This window comes from Bacillus sp. FF-1 (genome assembly GCF_028548245.1).
Lineage (GTDB): Bacteria > Bacillota > Bacilli > Bacillales > Bacillaceae_G > Bacillus_A > Bacillus_A paranthracis.
The window spans coordinates 1,022,935-1,039,612 of sequence record NZ_JAQQGG010000001.1 but is presented as its reverse complement, the minus strand read 5'-3'; the positions used below and the strand labels follow the sequence as shown (position 1 = coordinate 1,039,612).

At 34.5% G+C, this 16,678-nt stretch carries 11 protein-coding genes and 1 other annotated feature; all 11 genes read right to left on the bottom strand.

Going from position 1 to position 16,678, the window contains the following annotated elements; genetic code table 11:
- The coding region (locus tag PQF83_RS05395) for a WXG100 family type VII secretion target (RefSeq protein WP_272792286.1) at nucleotides 1–865 on the bottom strand (865 nt) is incomplete at its 3' end.
- 56 nt (nucleotides 866–921) lie between these two features.
- Nucleotides 922–1,359 carry an SseB family protein gene (locus PQF83_RS05390; RefSeq protein ID WP_000054422.1) on the bottom strand — a complete coding sequence of 146 codons (438 nt, stop codon included), beginning with the start codon at nucleotides 1,357–1,359 and terminating at the stop codon, nucleotides 922–924.
- 70 nt (nucleotides 1,360–1,429) lie between these two features.
- A complete protein-coding gene (locus PQF83_RS05385) occupies nucleotides 1,430–4,192 on the bottom strand; it encodes a hypothetical protein (RefSeq protein WP_000392216.1) in 2,763 nt (920 codons plus the stop codon).
- A 23-nt stretch (nucleotides 4,193–4,215) separates the two neighbouring features.
- On the bottom strand, nucleotides 4,216–6,891 hold the full coding sequence (locus tag PQF83_RS05380) for a tetratricopeptide repeat protein (RefSeq protein WP_000506918.1): 2,676 nt from the start codon (nucleotides 6,889–6,891) through the stop codon (nucleotides 4,216–4,218).
- Between the two features lie 82 nt (nucleotides 6,892–6,973).
- A complete protein-coding gene (locus PQF83_RS05375) occupies nucleotides 6,974–7,246 on the bottom strand; it encodes a WXG100 family type VII secretion target (RefSeq protein ID WP_000807831.1) in 273 nt (90 codons plus the stop codon).
- Nucleotides 7,247–7,373: 127 nt separating this feature from the next.
- Entirely contained in the window at nucleotides 7,374–11,381 is a 4,008-nt protein-coding gene (gene essC, locus PQF83_RS05370) for a type VII secretion protein EssC (protein WP_001172761.1), read from the bottom strand.
- A gap of 31 nt (nucleotides 11,382–11,412) precedes the next feature.
- Nucleotides 11,413–11,775: an EsaB/YukD family protein gene (locus tag PQF83_RS05365; protein WP_000391142.1), complete on the bottom strand. Its 363-nt coding sequence runs from the start codon at nucleotides 11,773–11,775 to the stop codon at nucleotides 11,413–11,415.
- 29 nt (nucleotides 11,776–11,804) lie between these two features.
- Nucleotides 11,805–12,578, bottom strand: a complete 774-nt coding sequence (locus PQF83_RS05360) for a protein phosphatase 2C domain-containing protein (protein ID WP_000241759.1) — start codon at nucleotides 12,576–12,578, stop codon at nucleotides 11,805–11,807.
- Between the two features lie 11 nt (nucleotides 12,579–12,589).
- Nucleotides 12,590–13,354 carry a vWA domain-containing protein gene (locus tag PQF83_RS05355; RefSeq protein WP_000966842.1) on the bottom strand — a complete coding sequence of 255 codons (765 nt, stop codon included), beginning with the start codon at nucleotides 13,352–13,354 and terminating at the stop codon, nucleotides 12,590–12,592.
- A 199-nt stretch (nucleotides 13,355–13,553) separates the two neighbouring features.
- A complete protein-coding gene (aspS, locus tag PQF83_RS05350; protein ID WP_000443906.1) occupies nucleotides 13,554–14,852 on the bottom strand; it encodes an aspartate--tRNA(Asn) ligase in 1,299 nt (432 codons plus the stop codon).
- Between the two features lie 108 nt (nucleotides 14,853–14,960).
- Nucleotides 14,961–15,172: a binding site (T-box leader), on the bottom strand.
- A gap of 66 nt (nucleotides 15,173–15,238) precedes the next feature.
- Nucleotides 15,239–16,621: a UDP-N-acetylmuramoyl-tripeptide--D-alanyl-D-alanine ligase gene (locus PQF83_RS05345; RefSeq protein WP_002163677.1), complete on the bottom strand. Its 1,383-nt coding sequence runs from the start codon at nucleotides 16,619–16,621 to the stop codon at nucleotides 15,239–15,241.
- Between the last annotated feature and the right edge of the window lie 57 nt (nucleotides 16,622–16,678).

Here is a 16,678-nt window from a genome sequence, read left to right as displayed (position 1 = left end):
AATACTGTCCTCCTCCTGAGACCTTTCCTACTCCAGCTATGGCGAAGCCTTTTCCCTCGCCTGGGATCCATTTGTACTCCATTAATGTTTTTACTGCGTGCTGGATCTTTTCATTCCCTTGCAAGAAAGTTGTTTTTACGGTTGTGGCACCTTTGTTCCATAGGCTTCCGATTTTGTCGGCAAATCCTTTTGCTGTGGAGGCTACAAAGTTTACACCCTCTTTTACTTTGTGGCTGGCTGTTTTTATGCCATCGACAGCTGCTTTTCCAGCTACCATTGTTACGCCTTCGCCTAGTTTTTTTCCTGCTTTTACAATTGTCTTCCCAAAGCTAGAAGCGACATACTTTATTCCTTTTCCAGCAAGACTTGCCACTTTTCCAACAGGAACAAAGTTTAGGAGCGTCCATCCTGCGGCAATGAGTCTTTCTTTTGGTGATAATTCTTTTCCTGTAATAGGGTCTTTACCGGTAACTGCACGAATTGCATCATTTACTCCGATGAATTCAGCTGCTCCTTCTATTCCCTTTTCCCACCATGATTTTTCATGTTTCTTTTCTTTTTTATGGGCTTCTTTCAATTTTTCATTTTGTTTCTTTTGATATTCTTCATCAGCTTGACGAAACTTTTGAGCGATACGCCGTAATTCTTTTTCTGTAACTTGTAAGTTACGTATGTAAGATTCCATGAGTCTCATTGATCTCATATATTCCCCATAAAAATGTTGACTCGTTGCTCCTTGCCATTGCATTTGAATACTAAACATAGATTGATTGAGATTTTGTTGTATGGTCTGGCTGTGTGTTTGCATCTCTGATATGTTTTTGGCAATTTGTTCGAGTTGTTCAGGTTTGACCTTAATTTCCAAACCTTCTCCCACCTTCCTCTATTTTATACCAAAAATGAATAGAACTGCATCAAATTTTACTTATCCCCTTTAGAAAAAACATCAAAAATACTATTATCACAAATCGCTTCAATTTCTTCCTTTACAAATAATTTTTGAAATTTTGTTCCTGGATTTAATATTACATTTGCCTCTAAATCTATCGTCTTTAATAATTCAACTGCATTCATAGAGACATACGGACATTCTTCTGGAATAACCATTTCTAAATGTTTCAAATCAGAATACAGTGGTAACATTAATCCTTCTTCCATTTCAAAATAATGAATTTGCAATTGTGTATTTTCAGTTGAAATCAAATTTCCTTCTTCATCTACAGTTGTATCGCCCTCTACCGAAGCAACAACGTACAAATTTGATTTCTGTAATATCTCATAAAAACGAACTCTTTTTTCTTCATTCTGTAAAGCCTCCACTAACGCCTCATCTAATGGACAAATTTCTAGTAAACTCATTGAACTTCACTCCTTATGCGAAATAATTTCGCCATCTTACTCAAAGTAAGATGGCGAATATTAAATCTAATTATTTTTTAACGTTCATAGATTTAATTGTTTCTACATTCTTTTTTGCTTGTTTCGTTATTTCTCCATTAATAGCATTTGCATATTTATCACGAGTTAAAAATTCAAAACATTTATATGCATTATTCGTATCAGTTGCGGACATATAACCTGCACCTTTATTCAACATTTTTAGAGCTACCGTATTCATCCATTCTTTAGCATCTGCTTCTGGATATCCTAATTCCATAGAACGATAAGTTAATTCAATTGCTGAAGCTAAATCTTCAATTGTATCTTTATTTCCACTTACCTTTGCAGCTTCAAATGTACTCAAATACTCAATTGTCACTTTTACTTCATCTTTAATTCCTAGCTCTTCAATTCCTGGTGTTTTATATAAAATTTGATAGTTGTTTAAAGCATCCTTATTCTCTAACTGTTTTGCTTCTTTAATTACAAGACCAGCTACATTAGAAAATCCTGTTTTGTCAACAACACCTCGGGAAGCTGCTTGACCATAATAATGTAAAGCATTATAAAGGCTCGTTTGACCTTTTTTATTTGCTTCATCACCTGCTAACTGAATAAGTTGAATTCCCTCCATTTTTTTGGATGCATTATCAATCATATTCATACCACTAATTTGGCCAATCGTTTTATCAATATCTTTTAACTGTGCAAGTAATGTGTATGATGGTAATAAGTTTTTACTTACTTCACTTTGCCATCCTGTCGTTCCATTTATTTTATTCCATTCATTTTCTGTATCTATCCATAATTTATTCGCATAATTAACCATTTCTTCTCTTGAGCGTTCCAATGGGTGCTTTGTACGAATTGCATTTGCAATATTTAATACCGCTGTATAATATTCTCCCTTATTTGCAGCATCGTTTGCTTTTCTTTCAAACATTAGCGGCATTAATAATTTATGAGATTCATCTTGAACAGATTTTTCTACTCTTGCCGTATTTGCTAATAAATTCGCTTTATTTATAGCATCTTCGACTTTGAAATTAGAATCTTTAATTTGTCCACGAAGTCCCTCTACAGCCGCACTAAATTGCTGTTCTAATTTTTCTTTTTGTTCTCCTGTTGCACCGTCAATATACTGATTTGCTAATAGTAAAGCATTTTCATATTGTGGATTCGCTGGATTTAAATATACATCAATTTGAGCAATTGCTTCTTCAGCCGGATCAGATTTCACTTTTTCTTTTTGATTACTTGAATCTACATTATTTGTTTTATTGTTATTTGTGGCACCTTCAGTTATTGATTCTTTTAGATTTTTCTCACTTGATGTAGCTGTTTCCTCATTTTCACTTACATTTTCTTCTTTAACTACTTTTCCTTCATTACTGCTAGGAACATCTTTCACTGCTTTTCCTTCATTACTGCTAGTCTTTTCTTTTACAGGGCTTGCTTTTTCTTTTGTCTCAGTTGCAGACATCACTACTGATGTTTGGATATTAAGGTTCTGTAATTCTTCTTGTAATAGCTTGTTGAAAATATCTTCTACATCTTGATTCGCTTTTTCTACTAATGTAGGATCTACGCTTTCAAATACTGATGTAACTAAATAAAATTTACTTAATGCTTGTTCTAAAGATGCTACATCCCCTGTATTTGACCACTCTCTTTTTTCTTTTGTTGCTGTTTGATAAACTTTTTCTGCTACAGATTTAATATAATCCTTCTTATTTTCACTTAAATATCTTTGTAGCTCTTCTTGAGTGGTAACCGATTCATTTAGTACATTCATTTGATTACGTAAATAGAATAGTGCTCTCTCATTTGAATATTCACCACTTGTAAGAATTTGTTCTACATTATCTAATGCTAGCTTATGTTCAGCTATTGATTTTGATTTTGATGGTGTATTCAATTGGCTAACGAGCGTCCAGTCTTCTTTTTTGCTATAGTAGTTCGTTAAATTATTTAATGCATTTTCATCCAGTTCTTTTTGACTCGTATAAAAATCATTAAAGAAAACAGATGAGTAGTATTTTCCATTGCCAGCGTACCACTCAACTAAAATATCTCCCGTTTTTGGTGATACTGTAATTGTTGGGTGTGTTGGTTCTGGATCTGGTTTTGGTTCTGGATCTGGTTTTGGTTTTGGATCTGGTTTTGGTTCTGGATCTGGTTTTGGTTCTGGATCTGGTTTTGGTTCTGGATTTGGTTTTGGTTCTGGATCTGGATCTGGTTTTGGTTCTGGATTTGGTTTTGGTTCTGGTTCCGGTTTTGGTTCTGGGTCTAGTTTTGGTTTTTCTGTTTCAGTTCCTCCTGTTCCAGTATTAGTTTTTGGCGGTTCTACAGTGGATGTAGGTAATTGAGCATTATCATTATTTTTATTTGGCTCCGCCACAGGTCCCCCCATATTAGATGGCAAATCTAACTTTTGTGGAGTTGGTGCATCCGATAATTTGATTTGTGGATCTTTCTTTTCCACCGATACTTCATCTGGTTTATACGTCACTGGTGTAATTGGTGATTTATTATTCCCAATTAAGTCTGCTAAATTAATAGTTGGTTTTTCGCCGGGTTTTTCATCTTTTTTTGCAGGATCAGCGACTAAATTCGGGAACATAGACTGTAAATCGCCCCCTGTAATACGATCATCTTTTTTCTCTTCTGTATTACTTGCTAGTTTTACTTGTTCTTTTCCTGCTGTCTTAAAGCCTTTGTCATACACAAGATATCCTGATGTTCCTAGTAATGCTACCGACATTACTGATATAGCGACTTTTTTCCCTAAGTTATTATTGTTTTCCTCCATGTCCTTTTCCCCTTTTCCTATCTTTATTGAATCCAACCGTTTGTTTTCATTTCTGTTAGTTTTTCTTGCGCAGCTCTTACTTCAGATTCATTTTCATTTGCTTGCACTGTTTTTCTTAAGAAGCGACTTGCTTCCTCATATTTTTTCTGTTTAATTTTAAACATCCCGAATGCAAAATTCACATGCGGATTTTCATCGTTTTGTGAGTATGCTTCTGTGAAAAGCTTCTCTGCTTCATTTCCTTGTCCCACTTTATCGTATAAAATCCCTATATTTACAAGCGTATTTATATCGCGTGTTCCACTGCCGACAACTCTATTGTAAGCTTCTAACGCTTGTTGGTATGCAGCCGTACTCTTTGCGCCATCTCGCGTTTCATAAAATTGGCCCGCTTCGTAATACACAATTCCTAGTTGATTTAACAACTCAATATTTTTCATATCTTTTTGAATTGCAACTTGTAAGATGTGAGATGCTTGTTGATAATTCATTTCTTTCTTCGCACTATCAATTAGGTTTGTTTTATTCCAAAGCACATATAAATTTGAAAGTTCAATTGTATATATGGCATTCTTTGAATCTTGCATAATAGCTTCTTTAAAGAAAGATTCTGCTTTGTCTAACTGTACAGTTGCGGTTGATAGTTGACCTTTTAAATACGAAACAATTGCTTTATCTTCATTTGTTTTCGTACTCATTTTGACAATAACATCTTCTGCCTTTTCAAATTCCTTCATTTTCATATGACTTACAGCTAAATCTCGCATTGCATCTTTTTTGTATGGTTCAATTCCTTTTGCATTATTCGCTAGCGCTTGTTCAAAATTTTGCACTGCTTCTTGATATTTCCCAATGCGGAAATTCGCTGAAGCTAATAAATAAGCAGCTTCATTATTTTCTTTATCTATTTCTCTATCTTTTATTAGTTTTGTAATATAATCGATTGCAATTTTATTTTTTCCTTCAGCAACGTAAATCGTTGCTAATTGGAGATAAGCCTCGTCTTTACCCTTCACAGCAATTGCCTGTCCAACAGCTTCTTCAGCTTTTGTATATTTTTTATCATCATAAGCTTGTCGTGCTTGTTCCATAAACTTTTGATATTTAGCATTTGTTGTGTAGAAATAAAACAACGTCGAACCACCTATTACAACCACTACAGTTGAACCAATAATCAAAATCCATTTTTTATTCTTTTTCCACCATTTAGAAAAAGGTGACGGTTCACTTTGTTCATGTGCTACTGTAAGTGGTTGATTGGATGCTTTTGCATTTAAAATCTCATCATCTATATCATATTCCACTTGTTTTTTTGTTTGTTTTCGGCTCTGTAGAATGCTATTTGGCACTGTAATTGTAGCTGCTACTTCTTGCTGCGACTCTGTTCCTTGCTCTTCTTCTATCTCTTTAATAATGCTTTCAATTTCCTGTTTTAACGCCTGATCAATGTTTGGAAATTGTACGATTCGTGAATAGACGAAACAAGCAAATGCTGCATTGTTTTCTCGTTCCAATTCAGTAGCTAATTCCAAATAATGTTGTAGGACCATTTTATTATTTATTTCAGGCTCTTGACTCTCCATAGTTTGAATGATATATGCGAGTTCTTTTTGCAGAGCTGTTGATGAATTGAGTGAATTGAAAATTATTTTATATTCATATAATGCCGCTTGTTTAAATCCTCTCTCTTCTAATAATCTTGCAATTTCCAAACATTTTGATACAAAAAGAGAGTGTTCTTCTGCTGACTGCCTTTCCGCATCAATTTTTATTATTTCTCTCGCGCTATTAAATACATCGTACCACTGTGCAAAGCTTGGGCATTCTGCGAAAGAATTACTACTCCATGCCTGCTTAAATAATTTTGCAATTTCCCCGTTCCATTGATTATGTAATACTTGCTGAAGTAACGTATATCTTTCACATTCTGTCTGCATTTCTTCCGTTTTAAAGTAACTTGCATCCGTCCATTTTTTATTTCGAACTTCTTCACTACACCAACTTAATATTTCTCCTATTAAAATAGCACCTGCAAATCGATCGGCTTCTTTTTGCCATACTCCACTTGTCAAATACTTTGGTGCGTAACCCGCTGAACCTGCTGGCAATAATGACGGTCTTTTCGTTTTTGGGCCATACATTTGCTCAACATCAACAAGTTCGATATTGTGTTGGCCTTCAATTGCATTTTCACTTAAAAAAGGTACAAGTACGTTGCTAGACGATAAATCATTATGAGCAACTTCATTTTCTTCCATCATTTTAAGTGTTGTAAGAAATGCTTCTGCAATAAAGAAACATTGTTCTTTTGATAACATTCGTTGTTCTTGTAAAATATCAGCCCAAGTTGGACCTTCAATCCAAGGCATTACAATACTATTAGCAAGATCTTCTGATTTTTCGATAGCAGATGTATGTTCTTCTTTAGTAACGATATAGCGTGAACATACTTTCAGACCCACTAGGGAAGAAAGTGGTTTTAAAAATGCTAGCTGATGTTTTTCCTCACGATAGCGTTCCTTAAAAACTTTTAATGCAATTCGTTCTACACCATTTTCCTGTTGTAATTGATAAACTGTTCCTTGTCTTCCCTCTTGACCATAGGGCATCTCAATACCAATTACAGCTGGGTGTTTCTCAAAACGATAAACATCTTTATTAAGATTAATTTTTTCTCCTACTTCTGGTCGGAATCCCATTTTATCCCCTTACTCTCGTATAACAATTTTTCAAAAAAAGACCAGGAACAATAGCTCCTGGTCTTTTGCAATTGTTCTATTCTTAGTATGCGTTATCTGTGTTACGGAATTTATCAGCGATACGTTTTAAATCTGTTGAAATACCTTCTAAAATTGGAATGTATTGTTGCATTGCTTGTTTAGATTGGATAAATTCTCCACGGAACTTCGCTTGTGTTGCCCCAGCCCATTGTCCTTCTAAACTATTAATATCGCCTTCAAGTCTATTAATTTGACTTTGTGCTTCTCCTGCTGCGTTTTTAAAGTTTCCTGCGATTCTTTCCAGTTCTTCTGGTGTGATTTTAATTTCTGCCATCTTAATAATTTCCCCTTTCAAATCATAAATGATACAACAATTAGATTATAAACTATATTCATACAATTTTTAAAGGGTTAAATTACAAAAATATTCTATTTTATAGTAATTTAACCCTATTTTAATATTATTTCACTTTTAATTCAGACCATTTCAAACTAATTTTATCTGTCATCCTACGAAGTAAATGTAACGGTGTATATGCACATTTTATTTTTATTGGCTTTCTACGTATGCAATATCCATCCCCACTTAATAATTCTTGATCCATTTCAGTATGTGGCAGTTTCATATTAAAGAAATACACATCGTTATTTTGTGTCGTTCCCAATAAATAACCAATACTTCTCTTTCTAATTTCCGCAAACCATTTTTCATGAGAATAGCTATTTAAACTAGACGTTGTAGCAGCTGTCATAAAGTGAATCCCTTTATTTTTACAATTTTGGACTATTAGTTCCATTTTATTTTTCGCCTCATAATCAGTAGATAATATAGTTAACATTTGATCGATATCATCAATCGCAATGATTATTCTCTTATATGGAATCTCCACTGTTGCGTTTGGATCTATAGAAGGCATTATTGGTTCTCTATTATTTATTAGCTCTAACAATTCATCTAACATTTCTTTTAATTGCATACCATCTGTAACTTTCTTCTTCACATGAGGTAAATCTCCAAGGGCTAATAAGCCTGTAGGTCTTTCACCAAGGTCTACTAAGTATAGCTCAACCTTTTCAGGAGAGTATTGGTATGTAGTAGTGAATAGAAGTGTTTGTAATAACGATGTTTTTCCACCTTCTATTCTTCCTCCAATAAATATATGACTCATTTCATCTAAAGAAAAACTTTGCAAACGAATATCCTCTGTTTCTATACCTGCTGAAATATGAGCCCTTTCTAATTTTTCAATCATATGTTCTACAAATATTTCTTTAGGTACCATTGGAATCTCTTTTGCTTTTTCACCGCTCCATTCTCTATTCATTTTTTGAATAATTGTTTTTAATTGTTGAGAGTACTCAATTTCACTTTCCCCAATAAACGGCAATGCTGCTTGGAATAATTCCGGCGGTTGCCCTTTCATTAATCCACGGCCAACAGGAACTTCAATTAATGGGAATTTAGGTCTGCCTACTAAGTTATGGTATTCTGTTCCATCTTGCAATTCAAATGTAAGTGCCATCGGTATATTATTACGAACACGATCGAACATATCAATTGTTTGATTCAGAGAGAAATAGAAATAAACTCCGTATGTACTTGATTCACGCAATAATAATTCTAATACTTCATTTTCTTTCTCGAATTCATTTTTGAATCTTATATAACCATCTACCATTACTACTATAGCTGGTATTTTCTTTTCCACCATTCGGTTATACATAGAGAATGACTTTGCACCGATATTAGAAAAACTCTCTTTTCTATGCGTGATTTCCTTCTTTAAAAATCCAAATAGACGTTTCATTTTCTCATTTTCGCCTTCTTGTATAATCCCGCCTATATGAGGTAAGTCTCTAAAATCTAAGAACATTCGACCAAAATCAATAACATAGAAATTCACTTCTTCTGGTGTGTGCGATACAGCTAAGGACATAATAATTGTTTGCAACATCGTCGTTTTCCCTGTACCTGGCATACCATAAATATTTAAATGCCCTTCTTGTAAATCTAACTTCAGAGGAAATTGTGCTTGATTTGCAACATCATCAATTAATCCTACTGTTACTTGTAAATATTCTTTCGGTTTATTCCACTCAGCAATTGTCCAATTTTCCATAGCATAAAATTCTTTTAACAATAATTTTTCCGGTAATGGATCCAGCCAAGGTCCTGGTAGTGCTTTAATATTTTCTTTTTCTGATACGCTCTGTACATATTGAATAAAAGCTTGTAATTGCTTTGGACTATTTGTCATTGGTTTTGGACGCTTTTTCACTTTTATTCTTTCACCGGAAAGCTTCACTTCTGTAAAGTCAACAATATCAAGAACTTTCTCTTCATCTGGATTATAAGGTGCTCCGCTCCATGCAGATTGGAATAATTCCAATACTTCATTGCTACCAACTTGAAGATATCCTCGCCCTGGTACATTGATTTTAGATGCATCTGGAATCTTTAACATTTCACGACTATCCGCGTCATCTTGTACACGTAAACAAATTCGAAAACGTGAGTTACTCCAAATCTTGTCATTTACAACCCCTGAAGGTTTTTGAGTTGCTAATAATAAGTGAACTCCTAATGTCCTTCCTATTGCAGCGACACTAATTAGCTCGTCCATAAATTCTGGTTGTTCCTTTTTCATTTGAGCAAACTCATCAATAACAATAAATAAATGTGGTAAAGGTTCTTTTTCACGCCAGCTTGTTTCATAATATTCATCTAGATGCTGAACATTTCCAGCTTGAATGAATAATTTTTGTCTCCGTTCTAGTTCTGCCTTTAATGAAATTCTGGCACGCTCAATTAAGTTCGGGTCCTCTAAGTTCGTAATAGATGCAATAATATGCGGTAATCCCGCAAATGTGTTTGACATCCCACCACCTTTATAATCGATAAGCATAAATGCCATCTCATGAGGGTGATAGGTTGCTGCTAACGCTGCTATTATAGACTGAATTACTTCACTTTTTCCTGATCCTGTTGTGCCAGCCATTAGGCCGTGTGGACCATGCCCTTTTTTCTCTATTTTATCGTGAATATTTAGAAAAACAGGTTTACTTCCTTCTCTTACACCAATTGGAACCGGTAATGAAGTCGGATATCGATTTTCTTTCCATCTCTCTAGCACTTGTAGCTCTTCCATATTTTTAGCTTGAAACAAGTCTAAAAATGTTAATACTTTCGGAATGTTGGCTGCTGTAGAACTTTTCATTCGAATTGGAGCAATGCTTCGCGCTCCTAGTTCACATCGCTCGAATGAAAGTCGATCTACTTTAAAACTAGCACGCGTTGTTCCACTATTTTCAGCTGAACTTGAAAACGTTTCTACTAACTCACCATTTTCTCCATTTAAGCTTATTACAAGATCACATTCCATCGGTAAGCGTTCCTTTTGTTCCGCAAAAATAAATGTAGAAGCTCCTACACTTTCACCTTCTCTAAGTAACATTGGAGTTAAAGGATCATCTTCTAAAAACTCTCTCGCTGATAAGAAAAATACATACATCGGAATTAAAGGAACTTTTGCATCTGCTTGCGCAGAGGAATTATAGATTCTACGCATATTAAGTGGGGTAAATAGTACTTCAGCTAATTTCTGTGCATCTTGTTGATTTTCAGATAAAAAGCGCATACTTCTCTGTTCATCCCATACATGAGGAAGCCACCTCATCCAATCCCACTGCATTTTCTCCTTCTCATGATAAAATGCTGCTATTTTCACTTCATTTGGTGCATGATGCGTCATAATTTGTGTCGTTACAATTCGAATAAAGTTTAGTCTATCTTCTTTATTTCCGACTACACCAATTACATCATTTTTTTTCAAAGAAATTGAAATATGTCCATTCGGTATCGTATTGAAATCTCTTTTCACATTTTGTGCTTCTGTAACTAATGGATTTTCTTCGTAACCTTTCTGTTCAGGCACCTTCAATTCTACAAGGAATGGTCTTTCTCCTGTACCAATACGAATATCTAAAAAGTCTGGACTTTCAGGTGTTCTCTCCCACAAATTACTTTCCCTGTTTTCAATTCTTTGTACACTTTTTAATGGGCTTGGATTTTGTGTAATTAAATATTTTGCTTGTTCAACCTTTAACGTATCTAATTCCACTCGATGCTTTTGAATTTGCTCTAAATATCTTGTTTGTAATTGTTCAACCATTTGACGATGTTCTTTCTTTTTACGGAAATGCCCCATCGTTGTAATTATATATGATCCCAACATCGGAATACTTGAAACCATCATTAATGGCATATAACTTGAATTCATCTTCATAAATTTCATCATTACAAAATATAATACCAATGTTAAAACTGTCATCATTGCAGGCAGTAACATTGTTTCAATTGAAAACTTCGGCTCCTCCGGTATATTCGGTGGATCATGAATAATAACATCCCCTGTTGGTATATCTACTTTCACACGCGGAGAGCGTTGAAAATACGGTGATTTTTGCACAAAACATTTCTCCTTCCCCATCCAAAAACTATTACTCAATGATTTTCCATACATAATCTTCTTCACTAGAAGACATATCTTGTTTAACAGGTTCATTATAAACTTCTTCTGCTGGCATCATTTCAAAAGAAGGGATAATTGCTCCTTTTTTATGTAGCATTACATATTGTCCATCCCACACTTCATTATCGCGCAACGTTTCATCATTTCGAATAGAATGCCACTCTTCTTTATCTTTCGCCACTCTAATTTCATAGATCCCGCTCAATGCTTCATCTATTTTTTCATGATGTAAAATCGCTTCAATAATTTGTACCACTTTTACGTCATTTGGAATTGCAATATCAATTTCTTCATTTGACTGTTTTATGTATGTCACAATAATCTCTTCCACGTTAATTCACCTTTTTTCCATCGTGTTTATTACCAAGAAACATCTAAAAATGAAATATCATCGCTTGTCGGAGAGTTCTGTGCCCTCTCAATTTCTTTTAACACTTCCTCAAAGTTATACTGCTTAAGCGGCACAAGTCCGTCTGAGTGAATAACTATCCGATTCGCTTCTTGCCTAGATAATGCCTTTGAAAAAACCGCCAATTCCCCACCAATAATACCTCGCTGTGTAGACCATCTTTTCTCTATATTTCTCTTAAACTTCATTACATTCGAACAATTCTCCTTATCTTGAAACAATTGTACAAATGAATCGCCATGTGTAACTATCGTTATTTGTACTTTATCTTCATTTGGAATGAGTTCTATTTTCCCGCCAATAAACATCGTTTCACTACCTTGTTTTCGCTTTTCCTCCAAGACATCGCGAAGTAACCACGGTGTTTTTTCTGGCAACCGAAATGCACTCACTTCCTCTGAAGCTTCTTCTATCCAATTATTTAACTGTTCATTTAATAATGTAGCAATATCCATTTCACTTTCTTGACATGTTTCAAACAAGTTTACTAACTTCATACCAAGAAATTCCGCAGCAATTTCACCATGAAAAGACAGCCCTACACCGTCACATAACGCAAATATGAAACTAGTTCCATTATCTTGAAATGCTAGGAAGTCCTGTCCACACTCATTTAAATCCTGCGTTTCCTTTGCTCTTACATAGCTATATCGATAAGAAAAATGATTGGTTTTCTTATCTTGCAATACCGTTTCTTTCTTTTGCGATAGGATATATTTCACCATACTTCCCCCTCCTATCGAACCGGCGTTGCAGCCGACATTTGAAATCCAAGTGATACTAAATCCGCATTTGTCCCAGGAAACATCATCACCGCACCATCTGCAATATGAAATCCATGTTCTGTCATCATCTCACGATAGCTTTGAGGGATAGGCGATGAAAGTCTTTGCAACTTTGCACCATATTCATCTGTAATCTCTGTATTTGGCATAATGCCTTCCCACTTCTTTATATTAGTAATGTGTTCTTGCATGATTTCATCTGAAATAAAAATATTTTCAATTAGTACATTTCCATCAGGTACAGACATATTCATAATTCTTCGCACAATTAATTCTGGATCTTCACCAGTAGAAGCACCATCTGTCATATGACAAACAACAGGAGCTGGCCCGTCTTGTAAATTTGGTAATTCCTTTTGCAATAACTTCTCTACTACAGAGAAAGCTTTTGCTGTATCAGTTAAACGATGCGTTTGTATTTTTTCTAGAGGGCGAAGTCTTGCTACCTCGTCTATTGTTTTCACCCCACCCAATAAATCAAAAACATGATCGCTATAGGCTAAAATAGATAACTTATATCTCGGGAGCAAGCGACTACCTTTTGTTGAACGAAATACCATTTGGCGAATCGCTAAAGAAAGAGCATCCGTTACAATATCAATTCTTCTTTTTTCTTCTCCGCCTGCATCCATCATTTGGTTCATTGATGCGCTTACATCAAGAAGATAAATTATATAAGCTGGTGTTTGTTGTGTTGCTTGAGTTTGATATAACATGTTTCATACCCTTCCATACATTATTATATGAACTTTTTTTATATTCATATTTCATTATAACTTATGAATTTTCTTTTTCTCAATTCATTATAAAATGTTCTTAATATAATTTACATATTTTCACACAAAAAAACTATTATTCCCTTTAACATATGTTGAAATACATAAACCCCTTCTGTAATATAGAAGGGGTTTAAAATTATGGTATAAGACGAGTACAATCTCTCGGAAAAGCACTCGCTTCTCGTACATTTGTTAATTCTAATAGTTTATATACAACTCTCTCTAACCCAATTCCAAAACCACCGTGCGGAGGACAACCGTATCGAAATGTATTTAAATACGATTGAAATTTATCGGGATGTAATCCTTTTTCGTTAAACGAAGCGAGTAACATTTCATAATTATGAATTCGTTGTGCTCCTGATGTTATTTCTAATCCTTTATATAGTAAGTCGAACGAATCAGTTATAGCTGGATTCTCTTTATTCGGCATCGTATACATCGGTCTCGCTTCTTTCGGATAATGTGTAATGAAAACAAACTCACTCTTATATGTTTCCTTCACATATTTCCCTAGTAACTTCTCACCTTCTGTATCTAAATCCCCAATTGGCGATTCTTTCCGATACTTACTTTTCAAAATTTCTTGCGCTTCTAACAATGTGATTTTCGGTATTTCTGTAATGACAGGTACTTCTATTTGTAATAGTTGTAGTTCTTTCTCACAGTTTTTTGCTACTTGTTGAAACATATATCGTAATACATCCGTTTCTAATTGCATCACTTCATGAAAATCATTTATAAAGCCAATCTCTACGTCTAACGATATATATTCATTTAAATGACGGGAAGAATTGTGATGTTCCGCTCTATATACAGGTGCAATTTCAAAAACACGTTCTAATCCTCCCGCTACCATCATTTGCTTGTAAAACTGTGGTGATTGAGCTAAATACGCTTCTTTTTGGAAGTATGGAAGCTTAAAAACATTTGCTCCTCCTTCTGCCCCTTGCGAAACAATTTTTGGAGTAAATATACGTGTGAAATCGTTTTCTATAAGGAATTCACTAAAGCTCTGGACGAGCGTAGATTTCACTTTAAATATAGCAGCGGTTCGCTCATGTCTTAATGATAATACCCGTTCATTCAGTAGTTGATCTAAGCCAACTTGTAACTTCTTTTTATTTATTTCAAATGGAAGTGGTTCTGCACCGTTTATTACTTTCACTTCATGCGCAAGTAATTCAACACCCAATTCTGTTTTCGTTGTTTCGACTATCTCGCCGATTACATGGACGACACTTTCTACATCAACTTTATATCCAGCTAATTCATTTTCTAATACACATTGAATTACCCCTGTTCTGTCCCGTAATAATAAAAAACTAACATTTCCAAGATGACGAATCTTTTTTACCCACCCTTGAAGTAATACAACTTTTCCGCCTTGCTTTGTACATTCTTTTGTGAGTGAACGCTTCATTATTGACTCCATTATTTTTCCCTCCGGTAATTTTATAGTTATTTACGATATTGTTGTTGTCATCGTCATCATCCACGGTCACTCACCTCCCTTAAAAGAATACAAAAATCCGCCCCTATAAATAGGGACGGATTTTTCCGCGGTACCACCCAAATTGTCATAATGACCATCTTAGTCCTGATAACGGTAGGTACCGTTTGCTTTTACTAATTATCACGTTCAAAGCAACACTCACAGGTGTCTTTCCATCATGCGGTATCGCAATCTTCTCAGCAACCGATTGCTCTCTGTAGACCTTTGCATCATGTACTTTTCCTAATCATCACTTTTTATATTTACAGAGTATTCTATCTCTTCACACTATAAAATGCAAGCACTTTTAAATATATTTTAATTTTTCACATCCAGTTTTGTACAATTTCCTCTAAAGCCATTCCACGTGAACCTTTCAGTAAAACAACATCCTTTTTCGTTATTACTTTTAATACTTCCTCTGCTATCTCGGCTTTATTATCAAATGATTGTACTTTTCCTGCATGATAGTTCTTTCTTGCTTCTTCCGCTACAATTTCGGCTAACTCTCCATACGTAAATACATATTGAATACTCTCTTCATTTAACATTTTACCAATTTCTCTATGATATGTTTCACCGTTCTTCCCTAACTCCAACATATCCCCAATCACTATCATTTTTTTCTTATAGGCATTTAACTTCTGTAACGTTTCAATTGCAGCCTTCATGGAGGAAGGACTGGCATTCCATGCATCGTTAATAATTGTAAAACCTGTTTTAGCGGTTAAAAACTGAAAGCGCATTTGTGTAATATTTATTTGTTGCAATGCTTCTTGTATTTTTTCTATAGGGACTTTGTAAAATTGACCTACAGCGATTCCGACAATCGTATTAAAAATATTATGTTTTCCATGTAAGGGAACATCGTACTGTATTTTTGTATGATTTAATTTAAAATGAACACCATATTCATCTAATTGTACGTTCGTTGGAAACAAATCATTTGTATACTTTCCACCAAATGACTTACTTTCTATACCTAGCGTATTAATATGTTGAGAAAGTAATGGCTCATCACCATTATATAAGAACAGTCCACCGTCATGTAATCCGTCTACAATTTCAAATTTAGCCTTCGCAATCTCTTCTCTTGATCCAAGCGTCTTTAGATGTGACTGTCCAATCATTGTAATAATCGCTACATCTGGCTGTGCGATTCGTGATAAATTTCGAATTTGTCCTTTTTCACTCATTCCCATTTGAAGTATTAAGAACTCAGTATTTCGTTCCATTTCTAAAATTGTTAACGGCAAACCGATTTGACTATTAAAATTACCTTTTGTTTTATGCACTCTATAAGTTGAACTTAAAATGCTTCCTATTATATCTTTTACCGTAGTCTTGCCATTACTACCTGTAATTCCTATTACTTTTACATTTATCTCTCTTCGATAAAATTGTGCCAATTGTTGCAAAGCAAACAAAGTGTCATCCACAAATATAATTGGAATCCCTTTTGGCGGAGTACCGTAAGACTTTTTCCACAAGGAAGCGACAGCTCCATTATCCATTGCTTCTTTCACATACTCATGCCCATCTTTCACCCTAATGATTGGAACAAATAAATTTCCTTCTTTCATGTTTTTGGAATCTATACAGACACCATGTATTTCTAAATGATGAAATGATTCGTATAACCCTTCTCCATCTATTACTTCTTCAAGTTTTTTCAAATTCATTTGAATCAAAGTATCACCTTTTTCCATTAAATTACATATTTACTGTTTTATTTACACATATTAATAAAAATTTTATAGCGAGGT

What these genes read in the sequence shown, in the direction of transcription:
- PQF83_RS05355 (WP_000966842.1), bottom strand. Translation starts at nt 13,354, where the DNA reads ATGTTATATCAAACTCAAGCAACACAACAAACACCAGCTTATATAATT.
- PQF83_RS05390 (WP_000054422.1), bottom strand. Translation starts at nt 1,359, where the DNA reads ATGAGTTTACTAGAAATTTGTCCATTAGATGAGGCGTTAGTGGAGGCT.
- PQF83_RS05385 (WP_000392216.1), bottom strand. Translation starts at nt 4,192, where the DNA reads ATGGAGGAAAACAATAATAACTTAGGGAAAAAAGTCGCTATATCAGTA.
- PQF83_RS05380 (WP_000506918.1), bottom strand. Translation starts at nt 6,891, where the DNA reads ATGGGATTCCGACCAGAAGTAGGAGAAAAAATTAATCTTAATAAAGAT.
- aspS (WP_000443906.1), bottom strand. Translation starts at nt 14,852, where the DNA reads ATGGAGTCAATAATGAAGCGTTCACTCACAAAAGAATGTACAAAGCAA.
- PQF83_RS05375 (WP_000807831.1), bottom strand. Translation starts at nt 7,246, where the DNA reads ATGGCAGAAATTAAAATCACACCAGAAGAACTGGAAAGAATCGCAGGA.
- PQF83_RS05360 (WP_000241759.1), bottom strand. Translation starts at nt 12,578, where the DNA reads ATGGTGAAATATATCCTATCGCAAAAGAAAGAAACGGTATTGCAAGAT.
- PQF83_RS05345 (WP_002163677.1), bottom strand. Translation starts at nt 16,621, where the DNA reads ATGGAAAAAGGTGATACTTTGATTCAAATGAATTTGAAAAAACTTGAA.